Annotated in this window: 3 protein-coding genes and 1 rRNA gene; 3 read left to right on the forward strand and 1 reads right to left on the reverse strand. The window is 62.8% G+C overall.

Annotation, left to right across the window (positions count from 1 at the left end; all coding sequences use genetic code 11):
• The first annotated feature begins 452 nt into the window (after positions 1 to 452).
• The 3 genes from rrf (at position 453) to ACFDR9_RS27110 (ending at position 3,734) form a co-directional block, all read left to right on the forward strand.
• Positions 453 to 565, forward strand: a 5S ribosomal RNA gene (gene rrf, locus ACFDR9_RS27100).
• Between the two features lie 182 nt (positions 566 to 747).
• On the forward strand, positions 748 to 2,253 hold the full coding sequence (locus ACFDR9_RS27105; RefSeq protein WP_409032995.1) for a DUF2868 domain-containing protein: 1,506 nt from the start codon (positions 748 to 750) through the stop codon (positions 2,251 to 2,253).
• Complete coding sequence (locus ACFDR9_RS27110) at positions 2,250 to 3,734, forward strand: DUF3482 domain-containing protein (protein ID WP_409032996.1); 1,485 nt, start codon at positions 2,250 to 2,252, stop codon at positions 3,732 to 3,734. Before ACFDR9_RS27105 ends, ACFDR9_RS27110 begins: the two co-directional genes overlap by 4 nt.
• Here the strand turns inward: ACFDR9_RS27110 and ACFDR9_RS27115 are convergent.
• Positions 3,717 to 3,996 (reverse strand): hypothetical protein (locus tag ACFDR9_RS27115; protein ID WP_409032997.1); only part of this gene is annotated, 280 nt, incomplete at its 5' end. The genes ACFDR9_RS27110 and ACFDR9_RS27115 overlap by 18 nt on opposite strands.

Below are 3,996 nucleotides of genomic sequence, written 5' to 3' on the forward strand. Positions count from 1 at the left end.
CGATGATAGTGCTGCAACCAGTGTGAAAGTAGGTTATCGTCAGGCTTGTTATATTAAAAAAGCCCAGTAGAGATACTGGGCTTTTTTTCGTCCGCGTTTTTGTAGGCGTTAAACCAGCCGTGCGTCCGGCCTAGCCGACGTGCGGCAGGGCGTTGCTGACGATTGTGGAGGACCCGCTTGCAGGCGCGCCAGCAATGCCTGGTCGGCCAAGGCGCGGCCGGCGTCGGGCGCGCCGGGTTGCGGCGTCGGCGGCTAGGCGGCCGGCGCGGGCACGGCGGTGTTGCCGAAGCCTTGCAATTTGCGCTCGCGCACGGCCAGCGCGAACACGTGACGGTAAAATGTTTGGCTTGCCGATTTTTTGTTACCCATCGCGAAAGATATGGTGTATGATTCGCCCCGGTCAGATTGATTGCTTGCTGCCCCGTTGTGGAGCAAGCGATTTACAAGTTATGCCTGATGACCATAGCAAATTGGTACCACCCCTTCCCATCCCGAACAGGACCGTGAAACAATTTTGCGCCGATGATAGTGCTGCAACCAGTGTGAAAGTAGGTTATCGTCAGGCTTGTTATATTAAAAAAGCCCAGTAGAGATACTGGGCTTTTTTTCGTTTACGTTTTTGTTTGCTTTTAAGCCATAGGCGAACCCTGGAGTCTGCCTCCTCGCTTTTCCCTCGCGTTGGCCTGAAATCCGAATCTGCGTCACAATTGCTTGTCAACTTTGTCGTTTCACACAAAAAGGAGCCACATGAACGAACGGATTGCCAGGGACGTGGTGTTGGTGCGCGCCATCGAGACTGCGGACCAGAAGCGCGAGGTTCTCAGCGAGGATGACCGCATGTACGCCAGCCGCAGCGCGAAAGAGCTGGCGCAGTGGCAGGCTTCCGACAGCAAGTCGCAAGTGACCACGGATCATTTCCTGCAGCAGCGTTCGGAGCAAATCCTCAAGCGCATCGCCGAGCGCACGCCGGCGTTTGCCGCCTTTACCAAGCGCCGCAGCGGCCTGAAGGGCTTGGCCGTGGTCCTGCCCGTCGTGGCGCTGCTGCTGGGTGCCGGCCTTGACCGTATCACCGACCCGCACCGCGTCGACTTGCTATCGGCGCCGCTGCTGTTGATCATCGCGTGGAATCTGTTGGTCTACCTTGGATTGCTGGTCTGGGCTTGCCTTCCGGCGGCCAAGCCGGGCGGCGCCAAGTCTGCCTTGCTGCACAAGCTGAGTATCGGCAAGACGGCTTTGCCGCGCAAGCTGCCGCACGCCTTGTCGGCCGGCCTGTTGAGCTTCATGGCCGAGTGGACCCAGTTGAGCACCAAGCTGACGACGGCCCGGCTAAGTCGCACCGTTCACCTAAGCGCCGCCATGTTTGCCGTCGGCGCGGTGCTGTCGCTGTACGCGCGCGGCTTTCTGTCGCAGTACTCGGCCGGATGGGAAAGCACCTTTCTCGACGCCACCCAGGTGCATACGATTTTGTCGGCCTTGTTCACGCCGGCGGTATCGCTGTTCCACCTGCAAGATTTCTCGCTGGCCGAAGTCGAGGCGCTACGCTTCGGCCACGCCCCCTCGGCTGAGGGCGGGGCGCGCTGGGTGCACCTGTATGCCGCCACTATCTTCTTATTGGTAGTGCTGCCGCGGCTGGCACTGGCAATCTTTTCCAATTGGCGCGCGAAAAGACTGGAAAAGCATTTCCGGCTTGATTTGGAGCAGCCGTACTTCCGCAAGCTTGGCGAAGCGCTCGGTACGGGCGCCGGCGTGGCGCCGGGCGCCCTGGCCGGCGGCGGCGTTCTGCGCGTGCTGCCATATAGCTTTACTTTGGACGAGGCGCGCGACAAGGGCTTGGCCACGATCGCGACGATGTTGCTCGGCGAACAGGCCCGGTTGATGCTGCGCCCGTCGAGCGCCTATGGCGAGGAGGCCGCCGAGGCGCTGCGCGAGACCCGTCTGGACGACGTCGGCGTGACGTTGACGGCGGTGCTGTTCAGCTTGGCCGCGACGCCGGAAAAGGAAAACCACGGCGCCTTCCTGGAGTACCTGGTGCGGCACTCGGCGCGCGGCGTCGGCGTGCTGATCGACGAGTCCGGCTTTGCCGAGCGCATTGGCGCGCAGGCGGGCGGCCAGGCCCGCATCGCCGAGCGCATCGCGCTGTGGCAACAGTTCTGTAGCTTCCATCACACCACCGCCAGCATTGTCAGCCTAATCGATCCATCCACCCGCCCGCTCGACGCCGGCGCCGGGCTCACCTTATCGGCCGCACCATGAGCGACACGTCCGTCCAGATCCAGTTTGCGCTGATTTCGCATACCAACAACGGCAAGACCACGCTGGCGCGCACGCTGGTCGGCGTCGACGTCGGCGAGGTGCGCGACGCCGCCCATGTGACGGTGTTCGCCGAGTCGCACACTTTGCTGACGAGCGCGCTTGGCGACACGCTGCAACTGTGGGACACGCCCGGCTTCGGCGACTCGGTGCGGCTGCTGAAGCGGCTCGGTATGTCCGGCAATCCCATCGGCTGGTTCCTGCGCGAAGTGCTGGACCGTTACCGCGACCGGCCGTTCTGGCTCAGCCAGCAGGCGCTGCGCACGGCGCGCGACGCGGCCGATGTCGTGTTGTATCTGGTCAATTCGTCCGAGCATCCCAGGGACGCCGGCTATCTGCCGTCCGAGATGAAAATCCTGGAATGGCTGGACAAACCGGTGGTGGTCCTGCTCAACCAGATGGGACCGCCGCGTCCGCCGCAGGAGGAGCAGGCCGAGCAGGCGCGCTGGAAAGAGCATCTGCGGCAATATCCGATCGTCCGCGACGTGCTAGCGCTGGACGCCTTCGCCCGTTGCTGGGTGCATGAACGGGTCTTCTATGACGCCGTCGGCAAGCTGGTCGCCGCGGCCAAGCAGGCCGGCTACGCGCGCTTGTTCGCCACGTGGGAGGCGAGCAACGCCACGCGCTTCCACGAAGCGATGCGCCTGACCGCGCAGCAGTTGCTGACGGCGCTGCAAGACAGCGAGCCGGTCGACGCCGAGGGCAAGACCTTGCTCAAGTCGGCCTTGAAGGCGGTCGGGCTGGGCAAGGGCGGAGAGCAGCAGCGTCAGGACAAGGCGATGGCCACGTTGGTCGCGCGGCTCAATCTGGGCATCGGCCAAACCACCGGCCGCCTGTTGGCGCTGCATAAGCTCGACCCCAGCGAGGCGGTCAAGATCAATGCGCGGGTACGCGAAAATTTCACCGTGCGCGCGCCCATCGACAAGGCCCAGGCCGGGTTGCTGGGGGCGTTGGTGTCGGGCGCGGCCACCGGCTTGTCGGCCGACCTGATGGCGGGCGGGCTGACGCTGGGCGCCGGCGCCTTGCTCGGCGGCGTGGTGGGCGCCTTGACGTTTGCCGGCGCCGCATGGGGTTTCAACTCCAGCACCGACCGCAACCAGTCGACCGTGCAATTTTCCGACGACTTCATGCGCACCCTGGTGCTCGCCAGCGTGCTGCGTTACTTGGCGGTCGCGCACTTTGGCCGCGGCCGGGGTAATTTCGTCGAAGGCGAGGCGCCGCCGTTCTGGCAAGCGGAAGTGGAGCGCTCGGTCGCCGCCTGCGAAGGCGAGTTGGGCGGCATATGGCAGGCAATGCGGGTGGAGACGGACCGTGCCAGGGCCGGTGCCGCTCTTCAGGTCGTGATCGCCAAGATTGCCTCGCGCACGCTGAGTGAGCTGTATCCCGGCACGGCAATTGAATTTTCCTCAGAAAAACCTTGCTAGTAAGACTGGCGCTTTGCTATAGTTCGCCTCCCCAATGACAGGCACTCGATGCCGGGCAAAAAGGGCCGGTCGGAAACGACGGGGTAGCGAAAATAAAAGTTGACGAAACAAGCGAAACGCTTCATACTCTTTCTTCTTCGCGGCCGACAAACAAAACGCTTTGTCAGCAAGCCGCAGGCAGTACCGAACAAGTTCTTTAACAATTAACAGTCGATAAATGTGGGCATTTGATGAAGGTGCCGGCGGACTTCGGTCCGCCGCA

The sequence above is a fragment of the Janthinobacterium sp. CG_23.3 genome (genome assembly GCF_046115965.1).
Classification (GTDB): Bacteria; Pseudomonadota; Gammaproteobacteria; order Burkholderiales; family Burkholderiaceae_D; genus Janthinobacterium.

Bases quoted from the DNA above. Each gene is read 5' to 3' on its own strand.
- ACFDR9_RS27105 (WP_409032995.1), top strand. From the start codon at position 748: ATGAACGAACGGATTGCCAGGGACGTGGTGTTGGTGCGCGCCATCGAG.
- ACFDR9_RS27110 (WP_409032996.1), top strand. From the start codon at position 2,250: ATGAGCGACACGTCCGTCCAGATCCAGTTTGCGCTGATTTCGCATACC.